The sequence below is a fragment of the Pseudomonas lactis genome (assembly GCF_001439845.1).
In the GTDB taxonomy this organism is placed as follows: Bacteria; Pseudomonadota; Gammaproteobacteria; order Pseudomonadales; family Pseudomonadaceae; genus Aquipseudomonas; species Aquipseudomonas lactis.
In genome coordinates this window covers 1-538 of record NZ_JYLO01000042.1, presented here as the reverse complement: position 1 = coordinate 538, position 538 = coordinate 1, and the positions used below count along the sequence as shown (strand labels likewise).

The window sequence follows — 538 nt, the reverse complement described above, 5'->3', positions numbered from 1 at the left end:
CATGACTGGGGTGAAGTCGTAACAAGGTAGCCGTAGGGGAACCTGCGGCTGGATCACCTCCTTAATCGACGACATCAGCTGCTCCATAAGTTCCCACACGAATTGCTTGATTCATTGAAGAAGACGAAAGAAGCAGCCCGAAATTGGGTCTGTAGCTCAGTTGGTTAGAGCGCACCCCTGATAAGGGTGAGGTCGGCAGTTCGAATCTGCCCAGACCCACCAATTTTGTGTGGGAAACGCCTGTAGAAATACGGGGCCATAGCTCAGCTGGGAGAGCGCCTGCCTTGCACGCAGGAGGTCAACGGTTCGATCCCGTTTGGCTCCACCACTACTGCTTCTGTTTGTATAAAGCTTAGAAATGAGCATTCCATCGTTGTGATGGTGAATGTTGATTTCTAGTCTTTGACTAGTTCGTTCTTTAAAAATTTGGGTATGTGATAGAAAGATAGACTGAACGTTACTTTCACTGGTAACGGATCAGGCTAAGGTAAAATTTGTGAGTTCTCTTAACTGAGAAATTCGAATTTTCGGCGAATGT

Annotated in this window: 2 tRNA genes and 1 rRNA gene; all 3 read left to right on the top strand. The window is 47.0% G+C overall.

The features are described from left to right. A 16S ribosomal RNA gene (locus TX24_RS30145) occupies positions 1-64 on the top strand; the annotation flags it as partial. Between the two features lie 81 nt (positions 65-145). Next, positions 146-222: transfer RNA gene (locus tag TX24_RS30140), tRNA-Ile, on the top strand. 30 nt (positions 223-252) lie between these two features. Continuing rightward, positions 253-328, top strand: a tRNA-Ala gene (locus tag TX24_RS30135). Positions 329-538: the final 210 nt, after the last annotated feature.